The organism is Exiguobacterium antarcticum DSM 14480, assembly GCF_000685865.1.
In the GTDB taxonomy this organism is placed as follows: Bacteria; Bacillota; Bacilli; order Exiguobacteriales; family Exiguobacteriaceae; genus Exiguobacterium_A; species Exiguobacterium_A antarcticum.
The window spans coordinates 812,561-838,508 of the sequence record NZ_JMKS01000003.1; the positions used below are offsets into that span (position 1 = coordinate 812,561).

At 46.9% G+C, this 25,948-nt stretch carries 23 protein-coding genes; 10 read left to right on the forward strand and 13 right to left on the reverse strand.

Annotation, left to right across the window (positions count from 1 at the left end):
- Positions 1 to 22: 22 nt before the first annotated feature.
- Positions 23 to 355: an Asp23/Gls24 family envelope stress response protein gene (locus P404_RS0105120; RefSeq protein ID WP_236624326.1), complete on the reverse strand. Its 333-nt coding sequence runs from the start codon at positions 353 to 355 to the stop codon at positions 23 to 25.
- A gap of 51 nt (positions 356 to 406) precedes the next feature.
- Positions 407 to 1,474: an acyltransferase family protein gene (locus tag P404_RS0105125; RefSeq protein ID WP_014971247.1), complete on the reverse strand. Its 1,068-nt coding sequence runs from the start codon at positions 1,472 to 1,474 to the stop codon at positions 407 to 409.
- Between the two features lie 43 nt (positions 1,475 to 1,517).
- Here P404_RS0105125 and P404_RS0105130 point away from each other — a divergent pair, with 43 nt between their 5' ends.
- The 3 genes from P404_RS0105130 to P404_RS0105145 all read left to right on the forward strand — a co-directional run bounded on the left by P404_RS0105130 (position 1,518) and on the right by P404_RS0105145 (position 3,406).
- On the forward strand, positions 1,518 to 2,267 hold the full coding sequence (locus P404_RS0105130) for an SGNH/GDSL hydrolase family protein (protein ID WP_026830152.1): 750 nt from the start codon (positions 1,518 to 1,520) through the stop codon (positions 2,265 to 2,267).
- 89 nt (positions 2,268 to 2,356) lie between these two features.
- Complete coding sequence (locus tag P404_RS18755) at positions 2,357 to 2,569, forward strand: hypothetical protein (protein WP_236624327.1); 213 nt, start codon at positions 2,357 to 2,359, stop codon at positions 2,567 to 2,569.
- A 369-nt stretch (positions 2,570 to 2,938) separates the two neighbouring features.
- A complete protein-coding gene (locus P404_RS0105145) occupies positions 2,939 to 3,406 on the forward strand; it encodes a hypothetical protein (protein ID WP_014971250.1) in 468 nt (155 codons plus the stop codon).
- A gap of 60 nt (positions 3,407 to 3,466) precedes the next feature.
- On the opposite strand, the gene P404_RS0105150 is transcribed toward P404_RS0105145, so the two are convergent.
- Complete coding sequence (locus P404_RS0105150; RefSeq protein ID WP_014971251.1) at positions 3,467 to 4,066, reverse strand: alpha/beta hydrolase; 600 nt, start codon at positions 4,064 to 4,066, stop codon at positions 3,467 to 3,469.
- A 177-nt stretch (positions 4,067 to 4,243) separates the two neighbouring features.
- On the opposite strand from P404_RS0105150, the gene P404_RS0105155 reads away from it, so the two are divergent.
- The 3 genes from P404_RS0105155 (at position 4,244) to P404_RS0105165 (ending at position 6,827) form a co-directional block, all read left to right on the forward strand.
- Positions 4,244 to 5,137 (forward strand): ABC transporter ATP-binding protein, encoded by an 894-nt coding sequence (locus P404_RS0105155; protein WP_026830154.1) that lies wholly within the window; start codon positions 4,244 to 4,246, stop codon positions 5,135 to 5,137.
- Positions 5,127 to 6,329 carry an ABC transporter permease gene (locus tag P404_RS0105160; protein WP_014971253.1) on the forward strand — a complete coding sequence of 401 codons (1,203 nt, stop codon included), beginning with the start codon at positions 5,127 to 5,129 and terminating at the stop codon, positions 6,327 to 6,329. Before P404_RS0105155 ends, P404_RS0105160 begins: the two co-directional genes overlap by 11 nt.
- A 66-nt stretch (positions 6,330 to 6,395) precedes the next feature.
- A complete protein-coding gene (locus tag P404_RS0105165) occupies positions 6,396 to 6,827 on the forward strand; it encodes a hypothetical protein (protein WP_014971254.1) in 432 nt (143 codons plus the stop codon).
- Between the two features lie 57 nt (positions 6,828 to 6,884).
- On the opposite strand, the gene P404_RS0105170 is transcribed toward P404_RS0105165, so the two are convergent.
- The 8 genes from P404_RS0105170 to P404_RS0105205 form a co-directional block, all read right to left on the reverse strand.
- Positions 6,885 to 7,514, reverse strand: a complete 630-nt coding sequence (locus P404_RS0105170) for a helix-turn-helix domain-containing protein (protein WP_014971255.1) — start codon at positions 7,512 to 7,514, stop codon at positions 6,885 to 6,887.
- A 25-nt stretch (positions 7,515 to 7,539) separates the two neighbouring features.
- Positions 7,540 to 9,474 carry an FtsX-like permease family protein gene (locus P404_RS0105175; protein WP_236624328.1) on the reverse strand — a complete coding sequence of 645 codons (1,935 nt, stop codon included), beginning with the start codon at positions 9,472 to 9,474 and terminating at the stop codon, positions 7,540 to 7,542.
- Entirely contained in the window at positions 9,440 to 10,204 is a 765-nt protein-coding gene (locus P404_RS0105180; RefSeq protein ID WP_014971257.1) for an ABC transporter ATP-binding protein, read from the reverse strand. Before P404_RS0105180 ends, P404_RS0105175 begins: the two co-directional genes overlap by 35 nt.
- Entirely contained in the window at positions 10,197 to 11,135 is a 939-nt protein-coding gene (locus P404_RS0105185; protein WP_236624329.1) for a sensor histidine kinase, read from the reverse strand. The genes P404_RS0105180 and P404_RS0105185 overlap by 8 nt, the downstream gene beginning before the upstream one ends.
- Before the next feature lie 50 nt (positions 11,136 to 11,185).
- Positions 11,186 to 11,872, reverse strand: coding sequence for a response regulator transcription factor (locus P404_RS0105190; RefSeq protein WP_026830156.1), 687 nt, complete (start codon positions 11,870 to 11,872; stop codon positions 11,186 to 11,188).
- An 82-nt stretch (positions 11,873 to 11,954) separates the two neighbouring features.
- Complete coding sequence (locus tag P404_RS0105195; protein ID WP_026830157.1) at positions 11,955 to 13,871, reverse strand: ABC transporter permease; 1,917 nt, start codon at positions 13,869 to 13,871, stop codon at positions 11,955 to 11,957.
- Positions 13,858 to 14,619, reverse strand: a complete 762-nt coding sequence (locus P404_RS0105200) for an ABC transporter ATP-binding protein (protein ID WP_014971261.1) — start codon at positions 14,617 to 14,619, stop codon at positions 13,858 to 13,860. The genes P404_RS0105195 and P404_RS0105200 overlap by 14 nt, the downstream gene beginning before the upstream one ends.
- A 169-nt stretch (positions 14,620 to 14,788) precedes the next feature.
- Positions 14,789 to 15,292, reverse strand: a complete 504-nt coding sequence (locus P404_RS0105205; RefSeq protein ID WP_014971262.1) for a PTS sugar transporter subunit IIA — start codon at positions 15,290 to 15,292, stop codon at positions 14,789 to 14,791.
- A 174-nt stretch (positions 15,293 to 15,466) separates the two neighbouring features.
- Between P404_RS0105205 and P404_RS0105210 the strand changes: the two genes are divergently transcribed.
- Complete coding sequence (locus P404_RS0105210) at positions 15,467 to 17,173, forward strand: M3 family oligoendopeptidase (protein ID WP_014971263.1); 1,707 nt, start codon at positions 15,467 to 15,469, stop codon at positions 17,171 to 17,173.
- Positions 17,174 to 17,576: 403 nt separating this feature from the next.
- Here P404_RS0105210 and P404_RS0105215 read toward each other — a convergent pair whose 3' ends face one another.
- Both P404_RS0105215 and P404_RS0105220 read right to left on the reverse strand, forming a co-directional pair.
- Positions 17,577 to 20,378, reverse strand: a complete 2,802-nt coding sequence (locus P404_RS0105215) for a putative bifunctional diguanylate cyclase/phosphodiesterase (protein WP_014971264.1) — start codon at positions 20,376 to 20,378, stop codon at positions 17,577 to 17,579.
- A 128-nt stretch (positions 20,379 to 20,506) separates the two neighbouring features.
- Positions 20,507 to 20,929 (reverse strand): CBS domain-containing protein, encoded by a 423-nt coding sequence (locus P404_RS0105220; protein WP_012371366.1) that lies wholly within the window; start codon positions 20,927 to 20,929, stop codon positions 20,507 to 20,509.
- Positions 20,930 to 21,106: 177 nt separating this feature from the next.
- On the opposite strand from P404_RS0105220, the gene P404_RS0105225 reads away from it, so the two are divergent.
- The 3 genes from P404_RS0105225 to P404_RS0105235 all read left to right on the forward strand — a co-directional run bounded on the left by P404_RS0105225 (position 21,107) and on the right by P404_RS0105235 (position 25,873).
- A complete protein-coding gene (locus tag P404_RS0105225; protein WP_014971265.1) occupies positions 21,107 to 23,368 on the forward strand; it encodes a methyl-accepting chemotaxis protein in 2,262 nt (753 codons plus the stop codon).
- A 134-nt stretch (positions 23,369 to 23,502) separates the two neighbouring features.
- A complete protein-coding gene (locus P404_RS0105230) occupies positions 23,503 to 24,654 on the forward strand; it encodes a helix-turn-helix domain-containing protein (RefSeq protein ID WP_026830158.1) in 1,152 nt (383 codons plus the stop codon).
- A gap of 25 nt (positions 24,655 to 24,679) precedes the next feature.
- On the forward strand, positions 24,680 to 25,873 hold the full coding sequence (locus P404_RS0105235; protein ID WP_026830159.1) for a CDP-glycerol glycerophosphotransferase family protein: 1,194 nt from the start codon (positions 24,680 to 24,682) through the stop codon (positions 25,871 to 25,873).
- Positions 25,874 to 25,948 lie beyond the last annotated feature (75 nt).

Consider the following 25,948-nt stretch of genomic DNA (forward strand, 5'->3'; position numbering starts at 1 on the left):
GCGACGAAAAGTCCATTTTTGATTATCCTTTTAGTAAACCGATGACACGGACGTTGACTGCTTTTGGTTGGAACGCCAACATGTTTTCCATGTCTTGCGCAATCCGTTCCTGTACTTTACCAGCCGTTTTGATGATCGACATCCCGTATTTGATATGCACCGACAGACTGACTGTGATCGCACCGTCGACATCTTCGACTTTCACGAGTTTGACCATCTGTTTTTCCTGTAATTTTGAATCGTCCTGTGTAAAGGCAATCCCTTCTGTTTCCTGAACTGCTACTCCAGCAATGACTTCAATGACTTGCTGAGACACGTTTACGACACCATCCGCGTTATTTAAGTTATATGACATACTATCCACGCCCTTCATCAATTAATCGCTCTACTTTAAATTGTATAGCATTTAACCTTTTTTTGAAAGGTCTTGTCGTTCTTCGACGATTGGTCGAATATCAATCTCGATCAACGGCCGTAAGATTCGAACGACGAGCGGATGAATGATCAAGCCGACAATCAATAACGCAACACCGGTGACGATCAGCATTGCGAGCCACGGTTGCGGCACAAAGGCTTCTGTCACGTATTGCCGCCATGCCATGACGAAGAAGACGTGGAGCAGATACACGTATAAACTGAGTTCGCCGGCGCGTGTCACGAGCGGCAGACGACGCATCGGGACAAGCATCATGAATCCAAGCGACGCCGTAATCGAGAGGAAATAGATCACGCTGTGTTTTAAGACACCGATCCAGGCATCACTGTCGTACTGGACAACATACGGGAAGCGATGTTTGAATGCATTGGCGAGGGCGACGATTTCTTGAGGCGTATCACGCCATGCCTCATATAGAAGGAAACCGACGACACTCGCAAACGCTACACCACCAATCAATCGGACATTCATCCTCCGCTTAAAGTTTTTCGGCATTTCAAAGATGCGAATGAATTCATGTTCCGACAAGTAGTTCCCTAAGAGGAAGTAAGGGTAAAACATGATTAATTTCCGTAAGGCTAAAAATCCTGTATTTTCTAGCTCAAAGCCATACAAGAGGGCAAAGGCGAGGCCAAACCAGACATACCCGCGTAGATGGACGACGTACGGTGTGACGATGTACCAGACGACCATGACGAATAAATACCAGAGTGCCCAGTATGGACGTAAAAGATGGGTCCCGATATTTTCTCCTGACAGGATGGGCAATCCTTCATTAAATGTCGCCCACGAACCGATCAGGATTTGCCAGACACAATAGACGGCAAAAAGTTGGATCACCCGTAAGTATTTATTTTCACGGAAGAAGTAACCACTTAAAATAATAAATAATGGCATGTGGAACGAATAGATGATTAAATAGACTGTTTCGAGTAATTTCCCATCGTAATCAAACCGTAGATCCGTCAGCATATGACCAATCACAACGAAAATGACAAGAAATCCTTTGATGTTGTCAAACCATGGGTTTCGATTCATGTTACACTACCCCTTATACTCCCTCGAAAGGAACGATTGTTTTATGAAAAAAGCACTAATTATTTTATCGGTCGTCGTAAACGTCGTCCTCCTTGCCCTCTTACTAGGACGAAAGCCCATCGAGTTATTCGAATCCGCCTTTCCTGCAACGAGTACGCAACCGATTACGACATTCCAATACACAAAAAATCCGAACTATGTCCGCTTGAATAGTCTCTTCCATACTTATCAATACCCAAAATCACCGAATGCTGTCATGTTAGGTGATTCGATGACTAATTTTGGTGACTGGCGGATCTTGTTAGATGATCCGACAATCGTCAATTTCGGGATTCCGGGTGATACGACGGAAGGATTTTTAACTCGGCTTGATCTGATTGTCGAGATGAAACCAAAACGTGTTTTCTTAATGGGAGGCATCAATGACATCCGCCATTTCACGCCGATTCCGATAATTACGGAAAACATGACGACCATCGTGACGACACTCCGAAAAAATAACATCGATGTCGTCATTCAGTCAACGTTACCTGTCGCTCCTAAGTATTCCGATTCCGTTCGTGTCAATCGGGAAGTCGAAGCTTTGAATCGGAATCTCGAACAGCTCGCAAAATCAGTCGACATGCCGTTCATCGACTTACGACCGACCTTGACCAACCAACAAGGTTATCTTCAGAACCGGATGACCTACGATGGTCTACATCTGGTTGGTGGTGGCTACTTGCGCTGGAGTGACGCCTTGAAGCCGTTTGCTGAACGTCTCCAAATCACAGAAAATAAATCAACTCGATAAGATAACAATTTAAAAAGAGTTCGAGCGAACCCAAAAAAACAATGCGCGATCCTTACTTTTTTCTTGATCAGTCGCCTTATTGTTTACCCTTGACATCGGGGTCTTTCACCAAACAAACAAAAATCGTCTTACTCAAGGAAGCTTGGACTGGTGTCTGGGTTGGTCTAGCGGTCATCTTCGGAGGAAGGATGCTTGTCTCTGACTTCTACGAGAACCCGGTTTCGATTTCCCTTTCCGTACTCGTCATCAGTATCCTGTACAGTTTCTACCGGACAAAAAAAGATACGTCAACCGACCTCTAAGACAATAACTTCATGACAAAAAGGGAGATTCCGATTTGAGGAACCTCCCTTTTTTGACGTCCATCCCAAAAAATGAACCTCTATTTTTCTTAGTCTTCTTGGTTTTTGACACCCATGTACGCGGCGATGCTTGATGCTGAGAATACAGCGATTGCGACGATACCGACTGAAATCCATACGACTTGATCCATCTTTTCTCCCCCTTGTATGTAACCGTTCACTTTCTTTTTTTAGCGTACACGAAATTCGTCAAGAAAGAAACACATTTTCCATGTCTAACGACTAGACGTTTCGGGAAAAAGTAACTATAGTAAAGGGACAACTATAAATTGTCAGAAAATTCGATTATTTAACAAGGAGGTGATTCTGATGTCTACCCCAATTCTCACACCACGACTTATGATGCGACAACGAAGTATGATCAACTTTGGCTATTGGCTTGTCATCGGTCTCATTGGATGGACGATGCTCAGTTTCGTGACCGGACTTCGTGATACCCTTTCGAACCTTCCCTTCTATGAAAGTGTACCGCTTGCTCTAGCCGTCATCTTGATCACAGGGGTTGTCTTGAAAATGGCTCGGGATGAATGGTGGATTCGCTATCTCGATCGTCAAACTCAGTTTTACATCGGTCATGACACGGTTTTGACCTGGTGTCTCATCATCGACAGCATGTGGTTGATCCGCAAACCGATGCGCCGCGAACTCCGTCACCTTTATAAACACATCACACAAACCAAAACATCACAAGAAGCGATTGAAACGCTTGCCACCCAACTTGTCGAACGTGGTGTCCTCATCGTCTATTCTCGTCCAAAAAGTGATCATCCTGCTTAACGAAAAAAGGCATGGAACATCAGGACAATCCCTCCTGAATCCCATGCCTTTTGCGTGTCGTTACTGTTTAGCCAACCAGCTTGCTGCCGCCTCGATTGTCGGCATGACAAGTTGATGCCCATGATGCGACCATATCACCTCAAGCTCCGCTCCAGCCTGTTCGAATAGTCGAGCCAGCTCCTCTGTTTCGGAAGCCGGGCAAATCGGATCATTCGATCCAGCTCCGATGAAAATTCGGACTTCTGCGGACTCGGGTAAAGTCACACCACGTCGCGGGACCATCGGATGAAGCAGGATCGCCTGTTCAAACAACCGGTTTTCGAACATCATGTTCGCCGCGATGTTCGCTCCGTTCGAATAACCGACTGGTATGAGTTGATTGACGGAAAAACCATGCGTTTCACTTGATTCATGTAAAAAGGTGATGAGCCGTTCTGTCCGAAGCGCAAGATCTGCTTCGTCAAAGACCCCTTCTGCCAAGCGCTTGAAAAAACGGGGCATCCCGTTTTCCGTCACTTCGCCCCGGACCGACAAATAGCCGGCATCTGGATGCAACAACGGGACCAGTCCAATCAGATCGCGTTCCGTCCCACCTGTTCCGTGTAACAATAAAAAAATCGGTGCGCCCGGTTGTTTCGCCGGTTCAAATAAATGAATCATACAAGTCTCCCCTTCATTCTTCCTTACAAAACAATAATAGTAACTAGTTTACTAAAAGTAAATATATATGCTTGACTGGTTTCTTTCTTTGGAACCTTTACCCATTTTCTTCGTAGAAGTATTAGGAAACGAGGCGTGATACGTACGACCTATCTTGATGAAGGAGGACTAATCCCTATGCTAGAAATTAAACAGATCACAAAACGGTTTGGAGCATTTACGGCTGTTGACGAACTGTCCTTTGAAGTACCGGAAGGACAAATTTTTGGTTTGCTGGGAGCGAACGGTGCCGGTAAGACGACGACGTTCCGGATGTTACTTGGTTTGCTGAAACCGACGGAAGGTTCGATTACGTGGAAAGGACAACCGATTCCCTTATCCAAAATTGGTTACCTCCCGGAAGAACGTGGTTTGTATCCGAAAATCCGCGTTGATGAACAATTGATTTTCTTAGCCGAGTTGCGTGACATGAAACGAAAAGATGCGAAACAGTCCTTGCTCGACTGGCTGAACTACTTCCAGATTCCGCAGTATGAAAAGATGCGGGTCGAACAACTATCAAAAGGGAATCAGCAAAAAATTCAATTGATTTCCGCCGTCCTACATAAACCCGACTTATTGATTTTAGATGAACCGTTCAGCGGACTGGACCCCGTCAATGTCGAACAGTTAAAGACGGCCGTCCGTAAATTGACAGCAGAAGGCACGACCATCGTCTTCTCGAGCCACCGGATGGATCACGTCGAAGAACTATGCGAACATGTCGCGATTCTCGACCATGGAAAACCGGTCGTCGCGGGGTATCTCCCCGATATCAAAGCAGGCTACGGAAAGACACGTGTCTTATTGACGACAGATGCACCTCCGCTGTTATGGGATGCGCTCCCCGGGATTCTTCAAGTCGAATCAGATGGAACCGGCCATAGCCTCCAAGTCGAATCAAAAGAAGCCGCCGATTCATTGTTACGTCATTTGATCACGGAAGGATTCCGTGTCGAACGATTCGTCTGGGATCAATTATCACTACAAGATATCTTCATCGAGGAGGTCGGAAAACGTTATGAACCATAAATTCTTCACCTTGTATCGTTTCAGTCTGTTTCAAAAATTACGGGCTAAAAGTTTCCTGATTTCGACTGTCCTGATGATTATTTTTCTCGTCGGCTTCAGCAATATCGAACGGATCATCGATTGGTTCTCCGGTGATGACCCGAAAATCGCCGTGGTCAGTACACTCGATACCAACATCCTCCCTGTTTTAAAGGAAGTCGGGATCAAAACGGCTATTACCGAAAAAGACTATACGCTCAAACAGTCGCGACAGGTCGTCGACAAAGGAACGTATGATGCGGTCGCTTTATTGTCCGATGATCCGTATCGTGTCACACTGATTAGTGCCAGTCCGGAGCAAGAGCTGCAAACACAGCTATCGACGGCCTTGAAGCAAGTCCGGGATCAGAAGATCATCACGGAGGCAGATGTCGATCCCGCTTTACTCGCGTCTCTCGCTGCTCCGATTGATGTCAAACAAGAATTGACGTCGACAGGTGGAAAAAGTGAAGATGAGTTGTTTGCAGCGTCCGCGCTTGTATATGTCCTGCTCTTTTTGATGTACTTCACGATCGCGATTTACGGGGGAATGATCGTGACGGAAATCGCGAATGAAAAATCATCACGGGTCATGGAACTGTTGATTTCAGCAGCCAGTCCGATCCAACATATGCTCGCGAAAATCACGTCAATCGCAACCGTCAGTCTCATTCAGCTGTCGTTACTCGTCGGAGTCGGTTATTACAGTGCACAAAGCAGCAGCCTGTTTGACCAGTTATCGCTTGATTCACTCAGCGTCAAGACGATTGTTTACTTGTTCGTCTTTTTCCTACTTGGTTATCTGCTCTATGCGACGTTACTCGCTGCACTCGGTTCACTGGTCAGTCGGGTCGAGGATGCTCAACAGGTGACGTTACCCGTCATCATGTTGATTGTCGCAGCGTTCACCGTCTCCATCTTCAGCCTGAATGCTCCGACGAACCAAGCTGTCGTCATTTTGTCCTTTGTGCCCTTCTTCACCCCGATGCTGATGTTCTTACGGGTCATGCTGACGGAAGTCCCGGTCTGGCAAGTAGCCTTATCGCTCGTCTTGATGGGAGTCAGCATCGCTCTTGCGCTCTTCGTCGGAACAAAGTTCTACCGCGGTGGCGTTCTATTCTACGGATCAAATCCATTAAAACAATTACGCCGTATTTTAGGTGGTCGCCAGTAGTGGTTTACAAGACGAACCGTTTCCGCTATCGTTAGGTGAGAAAAAGCCTTTAGGAGGAACTACGTTATGCGGTCTCGTTTTTGGGCAGCGATTTTGTTTACAGCTGCCGCCATCGTCTCGTCCCTTGTCATGTTTACGAAATTCCCGCAAGCAAGTGAGACATGGAAACTTGTCCTCGCTTACGGAGGGACGACATTTATCGTCAGTCTGTTTTATTGGTCCTTCGTCACTGTCCGAGTCCAATCTTCACGTCTATATGGAAGCTGGGTCGGTGTCTTTATTGGTGGGACGACGGTCTTGCTCGTCTGTGTCGCTCGTTTTCTGATTCGAGGAGACTTCATGATGATTTTCAAATGGCAGGCGATGCTTGGTAGCCTCACCTTGAACTTCGGTTATGTGGGGTGGGTCTTGATCATTGCTAACGCCATCATCGGTTTCCTGATCGGACGGACACGACAACAAGTACGCCGTGCACCACGTCCTGCGCCACACCGTTAATTGATCATCTATCAAAAAACGCCGTCTCTTTCTCAAGAGATGGCGTTTTTCGTTCGGTCATTTCCGGTGATAGCGGGCACGATTGCTCGATTGACTGAACTTCGTGTAATAGGCGGTTTCCGGGACATCGAGTCCTTCCGTCAGACGGTTGAGGTACTCATCGAGTTGAAGCATCGTTGGTAGCTTATCCGTAAACAATTCAAACGTCTCGGTCGCTTCTTCACGCTTCAATTCCCCTGCTTCCATGACGGCTTCAACAAGCTCATGGAAAATCCGTTGCTCCGTCGCACTCATCGTCTGTTCGATTCGTTTGACGTCTTCGTCATACATGAGATCAAATAAACGCATCCGCTCATCAAGCTGCTGTTCGATCATCGTCTCATCCTGCCCCATCGTCTGCTCGTAAGCTAATCGCATTTCTTCTAATGGCGTTTTTTCCTGCATAACGAACTTCAAGGACTCTCCGGTCCAGATATGCCGTGCCAAGTAACTCGAATCAATGTGCAACGCTTCCGCCAACGACTCGATATACGCTTTTGTTGGATATACTTCGCTTAATTCGGTGCGTCGAATGAAATAAGACGCGACCCCTAGATTTTTTGCCAACTGATCAATCGAGATACCGGCTCGTTCTCGTAAGATGCGGATGCGGTCACCGTATCCCCGGTAAGGTGAATGGTCGAGCATGTTACCCCTCCTCGCTATGCTTTTATCATACCCTTGAATCAGGTATCGGATACATCGAACTTTCGCACGATTTTTTAAGCAGATGACGTGGATAACGCACCCACAACGGCAAGATGCTGATTAGATAACAAAACGTGACGATACCAATCCAAATCAACGATAGTTGCAGGAAGGGACCAATCTCCAAGGAAGACCCCGACAAGATGACTTGAAACAGCAACCAGGCATGGAAAATCGAGATGAGGTAAGGAACCATCAGGACGGTTCCGTATTTAACGAACAAAAACACCTGGATGCTCCGTTTGCTGAAGCCAAGCGCAAACAACGTCTTTAGTCGTTTTTGTTCCTGTTCGGCCGTCATCTGCATCCACACGTGTAGAAAACTCGCATTGATGACGAATAACCAGACCGTCAGTAGGATGACGACAAACGAAACAAGACGAACGATCCGTATACCATCCAGTTCATCTTCCGTCTCATTGATCAGCTGATAAGGAGTAGCTATATCTTTTCCCAACTCGGCTTTCGACTGAATCTCCCGGACGATCGACATCCAGCTCGTCCAGCGGTCCGTTCCGTGATCTGTATAGGATGGCGTATCAAACACACGAATCCTTGCTACAGGACGATTGAGTTCTGCAAATGCCTTGTCACTGACGACGAACAATGTTTCGATTCGATTATTGTAACCGAATAAGAGACCGTGTTCAGCCATCGGTTCCAAGATATAGCCGGCTTGCTCCATCTCAGCTTTCGCTTTTTTCATCGTTGATGTGACTTCCTTGACTTGAACCGGTCGGGCTGGAATCAAAAATGTTTGTTGAGTCTTCAACAACGTACGTTGTTCATATCTAAGGTGTTTCATCAGCCGATTGTAGTCAGATAGCGGGATCACGTACCGGGTTTTAAAGGATTTGAGTCGCACCTCTTGTCGGTACTTATCCGGAAACGTCTTCGTCATCGTCTGGTCGATTTTCTTCGAACGGTCTGAAGGGGTGATTGATTCCTCATAATAAACGAGTCCGAATTGATTTTGCGACGACAGGTCGAGTCCGATCAGTTGAAATATAAACACAAGTCCTACGGCCGACAAGGCACACGATGTTAAAATCGTTCCGAGCGCAACGAGCGTACTATTCGTCCGTAATTGAATCGCGATTTCCGAAACAATCAGCTTCCGGATAGACAATCTCCGCGGGCGGTACAGTTTCATGAGCGTCGGGATGACATGGCGGCAGAAAAAAAACGAACCGATGAAAATGACGAACGGGAAGACGATCAAAAAGACTTCTTGTCTCGTGAACGCCATGAAATAGCCATAAAAAAGAACAAGCATCGCTCCTATTTGAACGATGAGACTGAGTCGGACCCGAAAACGTGAACGGGTCCGGACGGGACGATCAGGTCGAAACCGATAAATCGCGAGGAAGGTCGCGATCAATAGAGCAAGTAATGCACCCGCAATCAAGACCAAAAAGGAGGTGATAGAAATCTCGATCGTCAACCGTGGGAGAAACATGACTTTTTCGATCGATAGTAACATCAATTTCGTCAAAACGACACCAAGCGTGATTCCGGCCGTAATCGCCAAGCCACCGACAATCAAAATCTCGATCATGAAGTATTTTAAAAAATGCGAAAATCTACTGCCGAGTGTCCGCATGATCCGTAAATCATTTTTCCGATGCTCAAGCATCGTGTAGGTCGTTGAATAGATAAATAGAATACTAAAAAATAAGATGATGACTTCTGCGATAAAAACAAAAAACATCGTCAATTCAATGACTTGATTGAGTTGACTTAAGACTTTGGCGATATTTTGAAACGATTCGCTCACGACGAGATTCCAATAACTTGTCGCAATCGTCATCGCGACGATGATCGTCAAGGCATACCCATAATACAGACGTTGATAACGTTTGATATTACGTAGGGCGTATTGCAGATAAGTGATGTTCATCCCCTCCTAATAGTGAAAGTGATTCGATGACACGCTGAAAGAAAACGCGCCGTGGTTCGTCCCGGAACAACTCCGTCTGAATACTCCCGTCTTTTAAGAACAGAACATGGTTACAATAAGACGCAACCGTCGGATCATGGGTGACGATGACCATCGTCATCCCGGATGCGTTTAATTCTGCCAACAGCTCCATGACGTGTTTCGTCGCCTGAAAATCAAGCGCTCCCGTCGGCTCATCCGCGAGCATCAAACGAGGGGCATGGATCAAGGCACGACCAATCGCGGTCCGTTGTCGTTGACCTCCAGAGACTTCATCGACCTGCTTATCCAGCAATTCATCAATTTGTAATCGTTTCGCGAGATGCTGCATTTCTTCTCGTGCTTCTTTCGTCTTTTTCGAACCGAGCATGAGCGGGACGAGCATGTTTTCAGCAACCGTCAACGAGTCGAGTAAGTTAAACTCCTGAAAGATGATGCCAAGCGTCTCACGACGAAACCGTGTCGTTTCTTTTCGTTTGAAGGTCGCTGTATCAATGCCTTCGATCAAAATCGAGCCCCAACTTGGTTGATCGAGGGTCGCGAGTAAGTTGATCAAGGTCGACTTCCCACTACCAGATGGTCCCATGACAGCGACCATCTCCCCTTCCTCGACCCGAAAATTGATATCGGTCAACGGCTGTTCCGTCACTTTTCCGGGATAAACTTTCCCTAACTGCTTGACTTCAATCATCCTGCTTCCCTCCTACGAGTTTCAAACGACACACTGTTCCAATCCCTTCCGTACTATCCAGTTCAATCATATGTCCGAGTTTTAAACAGACTTGGCTCACGAAGTAGAGTCCCATTCCGGTTGATTCTCCATACCGTCGACCGTTTTCACCGGTAAAGAAGGCATTGAAGACACGCGGCAAATCCCGCTTCGGTATCCCGACCCCATCATCTTCAATCGTCATGATGACCTGCCCCCCCTGCTCGAACGCCTGGATGACGACTTCCCGCCCATGACCTGCCGTATATTTGACGGCATTCGTGAGCAGCTGGAGCAATAAGAAGCGAAACCATTTGGCATCTGTATACACATATAAATCGGGTGAAAGTTCCAGCTTCGGAAAAACCTGATTTTTGACGAAGAGTCGTTTTTCTTGATTGATGATCCCCGTCACTAATGTCCGAAGATTCAACTGTTCCGCCTTCAGGTCCGTTTCGATTGCTTCAAGTCGTGAGGAATACAACATCTGATCAAGTCCAATCCGCATCCGGTCCACCTCATGACGTAAATCGGTCTGAAACTGTTCTCCCGGATGTTCGAGAATCAATTCAATGACCGAAAGCGGCGTCTTCATCTGATGGATCCATTGATCGACATACCGGTGCCGTTCCTTTTCCTTACGTCGTTCTGCAAAAAGACTGTTCCGAAAAACGGTCTGCTGGCGTTCTAAAAACTGTTCGACGGCAGCCGCAAGCGGTTCATCACTATCCCCCCGGATCGGTTCTGCGACTGAATGAATAGGTGTCTGGAGACGTTTGAGTAACGGTAACATACTAAAAAACCGATAACTCAAATAGATGAGGAGCGCGATGCCATTTAAAAGTACGATATAAAAAAACGCTGCCGGTCGATACAAATCGTATAACCATAAAATAATGAATAATGCCACCATCTGTCCGCTAAAAAAGAGAATCCCCGGAATCGTATGTCTAAGAAAAAGCTTCATTTGTCCAGGACCAGTTTGTACCCAACTCCACGGACGGTCTCGAGACCACCGATTCCGATTTCGGTGAGACGTTTTCGAACGCGGGTGATGTTGACGTTTAACGTATTTTCATCAACAAACGCTTCGTCATCCCAAATCCGTTCCAACAAGTCGCCCCGGCTGACGATCCGTGGACTCGCCGTCAACAACATTTCTAAGATCAGTCCTTCTTTCTTCGACAGCTCGATCGAGCGTTCCCCATGTTCAACGATATAGCGGTCTAGGTACAGGATAATGCCCGCTTTACTGACCGTTCGTTCGTCACTTTCATTGGACAACGTCCCGTAAGCCCGCCGAATCTGACTTTTGATCTTCGCGATGACGACGGCTCCTTGAAACGGTTTGACGATATAATCGTCCGCACCATATTCAAGTGCCATGACCTGGTCCATTTCACCGACACGGGCAGAGATGAACAAAATCGGGGCACGTGTCTTCATCCGGAGTTGACGGCACCAGTAAAACCCGTCAAACTTCGGCAAGTTGACATCAAGTAAGATGACATCCGTTTGGGTTTCCTCGAACCGGGCGACGACATCTCCAAGCCCGTCCTCATGTACCACCTTAAAATCGTACCGCTCCAAAAGTTCCTTTAACAACAAGGCAATCTGTTGATCGTCTTCTACTAATAAAATCGTTTCCATCAGAGAATTCAGCTCCTTCTTCCTCCATGATACCGGACAAAAAATGGACTGGAAACGATTATTCGTTTCCCGTCCATTGGAATTACATGACAACCCGGTGATACGCACGCACTGTGACGAGATAATACAACAGATACACAAGCGTGTAGCAACCGATTGCAAGCGACATCGGTAAGATCAGATTATAGTCCAGCAATTTTTGAAGGACTTGCATCGCAAACAGACTGTGGACAAGTCCAAGGAGATACGGCAACGAGAACATGAACCCGACCAGCCGGCGAATGATTCCCGTCTGCTCCTGTTGATCCACCCCGATCTTTTGGATGATCGCAAAACGTTGTTTCGATTCCTCCGCTTCAGCGAGCATCTTAAAGTAGATGATGGATCCGGTCGCCAGTAAAAAGACCAGTCCGAGGAAACCGGCGACAAACGCAAGCAATCCCGTCGTCGCTGTCGTCATCGCATAGACCGGGTAATACGCTGCCATGTCCGTCTCTGCTTTTTTGCCATACAATTGTTCCAGCTGGTTGATCAGTCCATCGTCCGACCGTTCGTCGGAGAACTGATAGTTCGTCAGCATCGCTGCTTTTTCCGGCATCATCGCGAAGGCATCATCAGAAACAGCAAAGGCCAAACGTTTTTTCGCATACAGTTGAGTGAGTGGTAAATTCGTCGCACCGGTAATCCGAAAGGACGAATGCGTATCTTTGACGGAAACCCCGATCGGTGATCGGACGGTTTCTTTCAACAGATTATTTCCTTTGAAGGTCTCAAGGACAATCGCTTCGCCTGTACCTGGCTCCGGTAAAACGGTTTTTCCGCTACTCTTCGCTAACTTTTCATAGTCGGAATAGCTGATGTAACTGAACTGTCCGGGTTCTCCGTCAAACGCGTATGTCTGGTAAGACGTCGTAAACGACAGCGGGTTCGGCAGTTCCTGAAGCGTATGATCGACGTTCTTGACGTTAACCATCGTCCGCGACTCGATCGTCTGATTCGACTGACGGATCAATGATTCCGCTTCTTCGCGTTGACCCGCAATCGACAAACTGTACGGCATCTGTTCTTCCACCGTCCGATCGATGTAATAGTAGATCGATGTTGCGGTTCCGACCGTCGTCAACGTCACCGCCGTGATGACGGTGATCGTTGATAACATGACCGCATTGGATTTGATCCGTGATACCAATTGTCCATGTAAAATCAAATTCGTGCCTTGGTAATGCCGGAGACGCTTACTGAGTAGACGCAATAAAAAAATCGTGAAGTAACTCATCGTCCCAAACGTCCCGACAATGATACACACCATTAAAATCGGTGCGACGAGCGTAAAGTGTTCGAGCAACGGTTTTCCGGTCAGATAGTAACCAACAGCAATCAAGGTCACGGATAACACGGCAAGTACCGGATGGACTTTCGGCATCGTTTCGACCTGCTGTTTTGCTTGAAACAGCTCAATCAACGTAAAACGATAAATCGTCCGCGCTGATCGGAGAGCAATCAGGAGGAAAATCGTTAAAAAGACAAGAATCGTCTGACCGATTGCATCAGCATTCATCGAAAAATCGGCTTGAATGTTCATGCCCATGACGTACGCCAACAGCTGGACAAAATATTTCGAGGCGATCGTTCCGAACAGCACACCGATCAACAGACCGATGATGCCGTATCCCATCGTTTCAAGAAACATCAATTTGGCAATTTGCTGACGTTCTAAACCAAGCAAGGCATAGAGTCCAATTTCTTGTTTCCGGCGTCGTAGGAAAAAGTCACTCGAGTACCAGATGAATATGGCTGAGAAAAGCGCCAGAATCACACTAGATCCCGTGAAGACCGTTCCTAATTTTTCGTATAATTCATTAGCTTGCAACATCGCTTCATTGGATCGAATCGCTAAAAATGTATAATAGATTAAGATCGCAAACGTCACGGCACCGAGATACATCATATTTTGACGAATGTTCTTTAAATTACGGAATGCTAACTTAAACAAGTTCACGTGCAGCACCTCCAAGCTCCCGTTGCACTTCCATGATTTGCTCAAAAAATTCCTTCCGGGTCCCGAACTGATGAATCTCCCGGAACAACTCCCCGTCCTTGACGAACAGGACCCGCTCCGCATATGACGCCGTCATCGGATCATGCGTCACCATCAAGATCGTCGCTCCCTGCTCATTCAACCGGACCATCGCTTCAAGCAATCCCGTGGCTGACTTTGAGTCGAGTGCCCCGGTCGGCTCATCTGCTAAGATCAGCGACGGCTGATGAACGATTGCTCTTGCTGCTGCCGTCCGTTGTTTTTGTCCACCGGATAGTTCGACCGGTCGTTTTTTCAACAAGTCACCAATTCCTAACTCTTGCGCCACCTTTGTCACCCGTGCCAGGATATCTGTTTTGGGGAGCTGTTGGAGGGCAAGTGGCAAGGCAATATTTTCTTCGACCGTCATGGTATCGAGGAGATTAAAATCTTGAAAGATGAACCCAAGCTGTTCCCGTCGAAAACGTGCCAATTGTTTTTCTCGCATCCCGGTCACGTCTTCCCCATTGATATGAATCGTCCCGTCCGTCGGCTGATCGATCGTTGATAAAAGATTCAGCAATGTTGACTTTCCGGCACCCGATGGTCCCATGATGCTGACGAATTCGGCTTGATGAATCGTTAATGTCGTCGGATGGAGTGCCTCGTGCCGGGCATTTTTCGTTTGGTAGACTTTCGTAATCTGTTCTGCATGTAAGATCGATTTCATATTTGTGGTTCCTCCCGTATTCTTCGTGTTACCACGAGTGTAACGGGAGTACGTCCCTGACAAGAATCGGCTAGACTTTCATTCATCTTACAAAACAGTAAGCTCGGGACGGAGACGACAAAAAAGCTCCTTCGTCTAGGACGAGGGAGCCGGTCAGTTGCGTGATGGATTATTTATGTGTTGCTTTGAAAAGTTCTGTTTCGCCTGCGACAACAGATGTGCCTTCAGCCGGTACAGCAGAAAGTGTAAATTGATCATGATTCGTCACGATGATTGGTGTAATCGTTGACGGTGCGTTCGCACGGATGAAGTCGAGGTCGAACTCAACGAGGACGTCGCCTGCTTTGACTTTATCGCCCGATTGAACGTGTGCTGTGAAGCCTTCACCTTTTAGGTTAACCGTATCTAATCCAACGTGAATCAACAATTCAAGACCGTCTTCACCTTTAAGACCAATGGCGTGTTTTGTTGGGAAGATCGTTTCGACTGTTGCGTTGATCGGTGAAACAACTTTACCTTCCGTTGGCTCGATTGCGATTCCGTCACCCATCATTTTTTGTGAGAAGACTTGATCTGGTACGTTCTCGATGCTGACGATTTTACCTGTAAGAGGAGAAGCGATTTTTGTGTTTCCTGCGTCATTACCACCAAACAATTTTTTAAAGAATCCCATGATACTATCCCTCTACTTTCTCGATCGTTGTCTTCCTGAAGAAGATCCGATTTTTTTATAGGAGCCAGTTCAATACGAACTCGCTCACGTTCTCACAAAAAGCATACGTTTGTAACTCTGGTTTTGCAAGTATTTTTGTGTGATAATAGTTAGAAATCACAAGGAGGCGCTTACATGTTAACATTTTCAGAACTTACATATGTCCGTCCTGACCTAAACATCCTTGAAACTTCTATGCATGCCGCGATTGCCCGGTTGCGTGAAGCAACAGACCTCGATACGGCAAACAATGCCATCACTGAGATTAATACCCTTAGAAATCAATTTGAAACTGCCAGCCAGTTGGTCGAGATTCGCCATACGATCGATACGCGGGATAATTTTTATGAAACGGAGCAGGGATTCTTTGATGAAGCCGGTCCCGTCTACCAAGGATATGTCTCAAGTTATTACCAAACGTTGACGGCTCATCCACTTCGTCCATCACTCGAATCAACGTGGGGCAAGCAACTCTTTTTACTCGCTGAAGCAAGCCTGAAGACGTTTGCGGATGAAATCATTCCCAAGCTCCAAGAAGAAAATCGTTTGGCAAGTGAATATACGAAACTGATGTCTTCTGCTCAAATCGAATTTGATGGCAAAATCTTGAACTTGTCTCAATTCGGTCCTTACTTACAGTCGCCTGACCGTGATGTCCGAAAAGCAGCATCAGAAGCCCGCTATGGTTATTTGCAAGCGCATGGTGAAGCAATCGATACGATTTATGACAAATTGGTCCACGTCCGGACCGACATTGCGAAGACGCTTGGTTTCCCATCATTCGTCGAACTCGGTTATGCGCGGATGCTTCGTGTCGACTACGATCAATCGATGGTTGAAAACTATCGAGAGCAAATTCTCGAGACGATCGTCCCGATCGCAACCTCTCTAAAAGAACGTCAGCAACAACGGATCGGTGTCGACTCTCTTTATTATTACGACGAAGGATTTGCCTTTACATCTGGTAACGCAACCCCGCAAGGCGAAGAAGCATTCATCATCGAAGGTGGTAAGAAGATGTACCGCGACATGTCCCCGGAGACGAATGAGTTCTTCGAGTACATGATCGAGCGGGGCGCACTCGACTTGACGGCTAAACCAGGTAAAGCGGGCGGCGGATACTGTACGTATATCGCAGATGAGAAACTTCCGTTCATCTTCTCGAACTTTAACGGGACAGCTGGCGATATCGACGTCTTGACGCACGAAGTCGGACACGCTTTCCAAGTCTATGAGAGCCGTCACTTCACAGTGCCTGAATATGGTTTCCCGACGTATGAAGCGTGTGAGATCCACTCGATGTCGATGGAATACTTTGCATATCCGTGGATGGAAGAGTTTTTCGGTGACCAGACTTCTAAATACAAGTTCAGTCATCTCGCAGGCGGCGTCACCTTCTTACCATACGGTGTCGCAATCGATGAGTTCCAACACGTCATCTACAGTAAACCGGAGCTCACACCTGCCGAGCGTCGTGCGGCATGGCGTTCGATTGAAAAAAAATACCTGCCACACCGCAATTATGAAGAAAATGATTACCTCGATTCAGGGGCCTGGTGGCATCAGCAAGGACATGTCTTCGGCAGTCCGTTCTATTATATCGATTATACGCTCGCTCAAGTCTGTGCCTTCCAGTTCTATGCCTGGATGGAGCAAGATCGCGAAGCAGCCTGGAAGTCGTACCTCGAGCTCTGTAAAGCCGGTGGCTCAGAAAGTTTCCTCACGCTCGTTGAACGTGCCGGGTTGAAATCACCATTTGCTCCTGGAACGGTCAGCGCAGCCGTCGCACCAATCAAGGCATACTTGGCGGAAACGGATGATCTTGCACTCGATCGTGTTTGATTGATTTACAGGCAAAACTTCCATTTTCTGCGGGAGTCTTCTTCTTGCCTGTTTCTCAATCATCATATTCGGACGTTTAAAGTAAAAGAAAGCAAAAAACCGAAACGATCTGTTCCTTCTTGATAGAGGACTAATCGTTTCGGTTTTTTCCTTTGTCACCATTCATGCTTTTTTTCGAAATACGGAGGTACTATCGACGTCCTGACTTCCCTTGACCCCTACGGGAAAAAGCGTGTTCTGCACGCTGACAGAGACAGGCAAGACACGACAGCGCGCTTGTCTCGCCCGGAGAGCAAGGTCAGGACAAGGACGTTAGCACTTCAATGAAACTAAAAAGATGACCGCTTCCTCCATTCAATGGGAGCGGTCATCTTTCATCCTGCGGCCAGATAACACTAACACATCAGCCAGACTGTTTGCTTTCTTCTTGATACCGGTCATACCAAATTTCAAATTCATCCGGCGGAATCGGACGTGAGTAATAGAATCCTTGACCGTATTCACAGTCCAGTTTCCGTAAACTCTCCCCTTGTTCCGCTTGTTCGATTCCTTCAGCAACCACGTCATATTTTAACGTATGCGCCAAACGAATGATCGTTTCGATCAACGGTGCGTTCGAACACGCATCATCTCCACTGATAAAGGAACGGTCAATTTTCAAGCGTTGAATCGGCAAACGGCTTAAATAGGACAACGAAGAATAACCGGTACCGAAGTCATCAATTGCCAACCGGTACCCGAGACGATGTAATGTCTGTAAAGCATCAAACACACGTGTGTCCGAGAAGACCCCAAAGGATTCTGTAATTTCAAGCTCCATCCGTTGTTCAATCCCTGGATACCGATCTCTGACGTCCGTCAGAAACTCGACGATCCGACCCGAGACGAGTTCTTTGACGGACAGGTTAGCGGAAACACGCATCGATCCGAGTGGCGTCCCTTCCCAGCGTCGAACTTGATTGACCGATTCCTGTACGACCCACATGCCGATCTCTTCAATCAGTATCGACCGTTCAGCAATCGGAATGAAGACAGCAGGACTGATCATCCCCCGTTCTGGGTGGAACCACCGTAACAATGCTTCACATCCATCAACTTCCTTCGTCTTCAGATTCACCTGTGGCTGATAAAACAGTTGAAGTTCGTTGCGCGCAATCGCTTCCCGTAACTCCGATTCGAGCACGACCGATTCACGGTATTCTTCACTCATCCACGATTCAAACCAAATCGGTTCACCGGCTTGTTCTCGTTTCGCATGTTGCATCGCAATATCGACGGATGACAATAATGAGGTCACCGCTACCGCGTCGTCTGGATATCGAACCATACTCATACTGATATTGACGTCAATCGTCTCCCCATCCACTTGATAGGGACGTTCAATGATGGTTTTAAGATCCCGGTAATCGACGATCTCTTGTTGGAAAATCAAAACGGCGAATTCGTCTCCGCCAATTCGGGCGGCTGATCCCGTCCCGATGAAATGATGGCGCAACCGGTTCGAGACTTCTTTTAAAATCTGATCACCGGCGCTATGTCCGTAAATATCGTTGATGCGTCTGAACTGACGTACACCAATCGTGACGAGTTCCCCTGGCTGTGGTGCCGCAAGTGCTTCACTCATCTTTTGCTCAAAACCGTTTCGGTTCAACAACCCCGTCAAAACATCATACAGCGCAAGCTGCGTAATCCGTTCTTCTCGTTTGAATTGATCCGTCTCATCGTGACACGTCAAGTAGAGGGCGGTTCCCCCGTCATTTTTCGAGGGGACATGAATGATGTTGACGAACATATTACGGATATCTTCTTTGAAAATCATTTGGCAACGAATCGTCTGGCTATATCCTTCGATTGCCCGATTCAATGCCCGACGGACACGATTCAAGTCTGCTGGGTGAATCAACTCCTCAATCGTCATTAAGCCCGACGATTGGGCCAATTGCTTAAACCGATCATTGCCGCTCAGTAACTGAAAATCTGATGACAACGCGACGATCGGATTCGTATTTTGTGAAAACAGTGATTCGATTTCTGCTTTTTTCTGTTTGATTTCAATCGTTTTTTTATCATTGTAGTCCAGTAAGCCGGAAATGATCGTCGTCATCGTCCGGAATGCCTCGACGACCGGGTGGAAGTCATTTTGTTCCGGCACATGATGATGTGATTGACGAGGACCTTCCGCAAAGAAATCGGCTTCCTCCTGAAGGATATGTAAATCTTTTCGGAACGCACGTAATAAGGAGAGCGTCAACGCAAGTAACGACAAGATGACGAGACACGTCACGATGAACATCAACCAGGCATTTCGAATGAGGGTGTTTCCTTTCTCCGTCAGTTCTGCCTGTACCTTTCGAATTCCTTCATCGAACAAACGGTACATACTCGTTTGATAACGTCCTGATACTTTATCGATCGTTCCATATTGTGGATTGTTCGGTTGACTCAGCGTCGCGTCAACCATCCGCAAATACGCATACATCTGATTGCTCATCACTGAAATGTCTCGTCTGCGTTCTGTCTCTTCCGGTCGCATCGTCGCGTACAGGGACTGAATCAGCGTATCATTCCGTAAGTTGACATCCTGACGTATTTGTCGAATCCGTAAGAGCTCGATCGAATCCAACTGATCATCTCGATTAGCGCTTAACAGGAACTGACCAGCACGTCCGAACTCTTCCTCCATCAAAAATAAATTCGAGAAAAGCGAATAATACGTCCCCTTCTCTCCGCTTAAGTACAGTTGATTGAACAAGATCTCACTTTTATACGAAGTGACCGCTCGAAAAAACTGATGGTCCGATGCATACCCGCCGGCTTGCAGTTGATTGATTTCAGACAAGATACCCTTTTTCGCCGGACCGTCTGTCTCTGTCTTCTCGATCTGTTGCTCGAGTGCCGTCAGTTCCGTCTTCGTTTGTTGCCACATGTCACTACGTGGCGCAGTTGTTTTTTCCATTTTTTCACTTAAGGTGAGATAGTATTCGTCCGTCAAACTCCGCTCGACTTGGTTCAATCGATCAAAGATGTTCATCATCTCACTTGAACGCTTAAACTGATACCCATCTTCTAGATTTTTGAGTAATTGTTGCGTCGCGATCAATAATGCTAATAAACCAATGATTAAAATCATCCATGAGAACGTTTTATAGTAGGAGCGTTTTCGGAATGCTTCTACGATGGAGACTGGTGATAAACGTCGCAACACATCGTCCTCCCTAATTTGTCATTATGTTTCTATATCGTCCGATTCGACAGATTCGTGAAGTGAAAAGGGGTCAATAAAAAGCACTAATCCTCACTTTTCGTGAAAATAAGTGCTTTTCATACTAGATTTTAGTATTGGACGTTCTCCCGTGCGACTTTTTTAGCAAAATAATCGATGATATCCCGCCGACGAATGATACCGATGAAGTGTTTTCCATCATCGATGACAGGCACGAAATTTTGATCGGTGATGACTTCAATCATCTCTTCCATCTGCGCCGTAATCGAGACCGGCTTGTAACGGACACGTTGTTTGATATCCGTCAATCGTGTCTGTAACACATGATCATAGTCCGCATGTTCGAGATTTTTTTCGAGCGCCCACAAGACATCCCCTTCCGTCAGGGTTCCTGCATATTTTCCTTTATCGTCAACGAGTGGGACCGATGTGAAACGATGATGTTTCATCTTTTCCAACGCTTGTCTGACCGTTGACTCCGGATCTAAGTATTTGACTTCATCTTTTGGTAATAAGAAAAACGCAATGTTCATTTCTTCTTCCTCCCTAGCCACTCTGTGACACCTCTCCTATTTTATCATGAACTCTGGTTACGTTCAGTTCCCAAATCATGAAAATCTCCCCACAATTCCTTCATATTTAGTACTACCCTTCCGATAATCAGAATAGACAGATTTTAAAGACTATTTCAAAAGATAGGAGAATTACACATGCGTCTTCCGATCACACGTCGGCTTTTTATTGGACTTATTTTATTACCTGCCCTCACATTAGGCGTCTCGACCTGGTTTTCTTACGACCAGACGAGTCAGACCGTCGAACGGCTCGTCGACTCGACTTCTCAGACAGCCTTGAAACAACTCGAACAATCGTTTTCCCGTATCATCGACGACACCAAAAAAGATACGACCTTGCTGGCTGGTCTTCCCTTCAATCGTGCCGATGGTCAACTACCGAATTACATAGAAACAAGTGAAACATCCACATCGACCGAACTACCTTCCCAAAAAGCAAAAGATATCTACAGTGTGCTCGAAAAGTACGGTTCGTCGAAAATCGAAAATTCATTCATTCAATATGCCGATGTAAAAGGTGGCTATTTGAACTGGCCGAAACAGGACGCGGCGTCGGGTTACGATCCCCGAAAGGAAGTCTGGTACAAGCAAGCACTTGAAAACTCCAGTACTGTCGCGATGAGCGAACCATATTACGATGAAGCAACCAAGTTATCCGTCATCGGCTTTTCCAAAGCGACGCTAGACGATCAGGCTAACATCAAAGGAGTGTTGTCGGTCTATAAAAGTGTCGATCGATTATCAGAAGACATGAAACGAATCGAGATCGGTCAAGACGGTTTCGTCTTTAGTTATACGAAGGACGGTCAAATCGTCACCCATCCGAATAAAAATCATTTCTTCAAAAAGGTCGATCAGCTACGCGAAAACGGTAAACCGTATTTTGAGGCTCCGAAACAAATGATCAATCAAGAATCCGGTTCTGCCATCATGGATGTCGCCGGTAAAAAATCAGTCGTCATCTGGCAACTCTCTTCGAAGACCGGTTTTAAATTAGCAGTCGTTCTCGACTATGCCTCGTTATATGCACCAAAAGACGCGATGCTCAAGCAGTCCTTGATCAACTTCGTCATTGCGATTGCGCTCGCGACGTTAATTGCTTGGCTGATCGGTCGCTCGATTAACCGTCCGTTGTCCGGTCTCCGCAATGAAGCATTAGCCATCGCAAGCGGCGACTTACGAACGACACGTCGTGACAAACGATGGATCCGGGATGAGTTATCTGACCTCGGTGAAAATTTTGACGCGATGCGCCATAAACTCCGCCAAACGATTACGGCGATGACCTATTCTGCCGGCACTGTCCGTGATGCGTCACAAGATTTATCATCCAATGCGACACATGTTCAAAAGGCTTCCGTCCAAATCGGACAGACGATGGAAGAAATCGCGGCTGCCGGCGAGACACAAACCAAACAAGCGGAACGCTCTTCCCATGCTGTCTATGGTGTGAAGGAACGCTCTGTCGCGATGCAAGCGGCTGCGACACAAACCTTGACAGAAGTCGCTTCCGTCGCCGAAGCTGCGACACGTGGCAGTGCCTTAACCAAACAAACGATCACGGATTTATTACAACACTCCGATTCACTTGAACAGGAAATCCAGAACACCTCTGATTTTCTCGGAAAACGTTCGGATGAAATCGGGAAAATCCTTGGCACCTTACAGGCCATCTCGAGCCAGACGAACCTGCTTGCATTAAATGCAGCGATTGAAGCGGCCCGGGTCGGCGAACAAGGGCGTGGCTTCGCCGTCGTCGCCAGTGAAGTCCGGAAGCTCGCAGAAGAAAGTGATCATTCCGCCAAACAAATCAAGCAGTTACTCGGTAACATCCAACACGAAACCCACACTGCGATGGCGGCCATGAATGGTGTCATGGATGATCTGAAACAATCACTCGAATCGGTCAAGACGACCGGCGTCGATTTCGAACAGATCGCAGGTTCCGTCCAGCATGTCTCCAAACGGACTGAATCTTTGACGGGCGATATCGGTGCTTTGGCGACAGCGACAGAAGACGTTTCGGACGCGATGGGAACGATCCTCGCCTTGGCGGAAGAAAATGCTGCCGGGATCGAAACAAGTGCCTCGAGCATTCAGGAAACGAATGCGACGATTGAAGCGGTCACGACGGCTGCCGTCCATCTGGCTCAAATTGCGACGGAACTCCATGCCTTGACGATCGATTTCCAGATCGATGAGGAAACGACAGATGAAGAAGATACTCTTTTCGAGGAAACGAATGAGTCCTCTCCTGTTTCGCAACAGGAAGTAGCCGCTTCTTCCCTCGTCGAGGTCAATCTCAGTGCTGAAACCGTTTCGGAGGATTCCTCTGTTTTAGAAGAGGACATCTCGCTACAAGAAGCTTCTCATCCTGCTGAACCGTCTAAGCAGTAACCGACGAACAGGACACCCGTTACCGATTTCCTTCGGTAACGGGTGTCCTGTTTTTCAATCGATTCTTGCTATACAATCGGTTAGACACGACGTAAACTGAAAACAACACGTTTATAGGAGAGGAGAAATCGAAGATGTCCCTTAAAAAAGACGACTTAATCCAAACGGCAGAACACCTTTATGGAACGACAGGCTTTTTTGTCTCCTATCGATCTGCGACAGGAGAAGGATTGGACATCCAGCCAGTTCCGCCCGTCCATCCGAGCCAATTGACGATCGAGCAGAATTGGCCGCCTCCGGAAATCACTCCATTGTTATACACTTTAAAGGACGGAACAGCTTATCTGTTCATCCCTGTCCTCGATCAAGGTCAATACCGGATTGGTCCGGTTTTGTTGCAGTCTGCCTTGTTTCGGGCACATATTCAAGAGGAAACGTTTCATCAGTTTTATAAATCGTTGACGCGAACGACGGAAAATCGTCTGATTGATTGTGCACATCTCGTTTACCGGCTGTTAACCGGTCAACAGTTAGTCGCACGTGATATCCGGGTCGAATCGGAAGTCGTCGATCAAGAAATCCCACTCATTGCGGATGTTCCTTCGCATACCACTTCGACCGCCTACATCAAGGCATGGGAACGGGAACAACAAATCATTGAATGGATTGCATCCGGACAAAGCGAACGGCTTGCGACGACCTATTCCCTGCCCGCTTACGGAGAATTCGGCTCACTGGCACGTCATCAACCCTTACGTGCCGAAAAAAATCTTTTGCTCGGTACCGTTTTGTTGAGTGCCCGTGCGGCCATTACAGGTGGTCTTGAACCGGATGAAGCATTTATGCTCAGTGACCGGATGATTGAATCCATCGAAGCGGCACAAAGTATTTCGGAGCTCCGGAACCGCCATGTCCGGATTACGGTCAGCTTTGCCGAAGCTGTCAAACAGATTCAGGAGTTACGGCATTCGCCGCATGTTCTGGCTGCCATCCGTTACATTCAGCAACATCTGTATGATCCGTTATCGGTGTCGTCGATCAGTCGAGAAATTCATGTCTCATCGAATTACTTATCCGTCCTCTTCAAAGAAGAGACCGGACTGCCACTCGCCCGTTACGTGATTCGAGAGCGGATCCGGGAAGCGAAACGCTTGTTACGTTCGACGGATGATTCGTTATTGACGATTTCTAAAAAATTACACTTCTCGAGTCAAAGTCATTTTAGCCAAGCCTTTAAACAGACGACCGGTGAGACACCGACCCACTATAGACAACATCATTTTTAAGTTTATTTTTTAGAAGGAGTATGACATGACACAGCTACTTACTAAGGTTCGCCGTAAGAAAATTCATAAAGGATTGCTTTTATACCGCCTGTTCCAGAAGCTTCCGATCCAAAAAAATCTTGTTGTATTCGAAAGCTTTTTAGGACGCGGGTATTCTGACAATCCGAAAGCACTGTATCTAAAGCTCCGCGAGCAGCATCCGGAGTTGAAACTCGTCTGGATCTTTGCGAAGGAACCGACCGCTGACGTCAAAGCGTCCTGCCCGGACTGGGTCTTACGCAATAGTCCTAAGTATTATTACTGCATGGCACGCGCACGGTACTGGATTTTCAACACCCGTCAGCCACTCAGCTTAAAGAAACGGCGAACAACGACGTACCTGCAGACGTGGCATGGGACACCTTTGAAACGACTCGGTCTTGATATGGAAGAAGTCCATATGGCAGGGACGACTACAGAACAATACAAAAAGAATTTTTATCAACAGGCACAGGAGTGGGACTATCTGCTCTCACCGAATACCTACTCGAGCGAGATTTTCAAGCGTGCCTTTGGTTTCAGCGGCACGCTGTTGGAAAGTGGGTATCCGCGAAATGATCTCTTATATGCTCCTGATCGGGATCAACAGGCAGAGACGATCAAGCGGAAATTGGACGTGCCGGCGAACAAAAAAGTCATTTTATATGCACCGACCTGGCGCGACGACGAGTTCGTGACGAAAGGCCAATACCGGTTTAACCTTCAACTTGATTTACAACAGATGCAGGAACGTCTCGGTCAGGACTATATCGTGTTGTTGCGGATGCATTATCTGATTGCTGAACATCTGGATCTCGATGCTTATGCCGGTTTTGCGTATGACGTCTCATCATACGGCGACATTGCCGAACTTTATCTCATCAGCGATCTTCTGATCACAGATTACTCCTCCGTGTTTTTTGATTATGCCCACTTGAATCGACCAATGCTGTTCTTTACGTATGATTTGGAGAGGTACGCGTCTGTCTTACGTGGATTCTACTTTGATTTTGAAGCAGTCGTTCCCGGACCCTTGTTAAAAGAAAGTAATCAGGTGATCGACTATATCACAGACATCACGGCAAACTCCAAACAATACGCGGATAAATACAAAGTATTTCAAGAGCGATTTTGCAGCTTGGACGACGGGAAAGCCAGTCAACGGGTCATCGATGCTCTTTTCCCACCTCAGACCCGGTAAACTCATTCCATTCTAACCAAAAAACGAGATCCACTTGTCCGCTTTTACGGAAAAGGAGATCTCGTTTTTTCTTAA